This window comes from Treponema sp. R6D11, assembly GCF_054786075.1.
In genome coordinates, this window is sequence record NZ_BDHD01000919.1 from 1 (window position 1) to 448 (window position 448).

The following is a 448-nucleotide window of genomic DNA, read 5'->3' on the forward strand; positions in this document are numbered from 1 at the left end:
CGAGGACGAAACAAACGAATTTCTCTACGAGAACGGAATCGAAGATTATATAAAAGAAATCGGCAGCGAAAAAGCAATCAGCACGCCAAAGTTCATAACATGCGAACGAAAAGGGCGCGACAGAGCCGATAAACCTGAATACAAAGTCAAGCTTTCATGCAGTTTCGTCTTCAACGCAAACGTAAATCTAATCGAGTACTATCATAACTCGAGCTACCTAGAGCATGGTGGCGCGCCAGATAAGGCCCTTCGTTCGGCTTTCACATCTCAAATCGATGGTTATATTAAACAAACAGGCAAATACACTAAAAACGAAAGCAAAATAAATTGGACAGACGTCGCAGATTGCTTGTGTTTCATATCGAGCACATTTTCAACTGTAACCTCATACGAGAACCAGACAAAAAAAGCAATCAACAACAAATTCATTCAAGAAGCGATGACAGAC

The 448-nt window shown here is 41.1% G+C and carries 1 protein-coding gene; it reads left to right on the plus strand.

The window, feature by feature from the left end:
• Positions 1-448: hypothetical protein (locus ACYVTD_RS16810; RefSeq protein WP_461248794.1), on the plus strand; the 448-nt coding region annotated here is incomplete at both ends.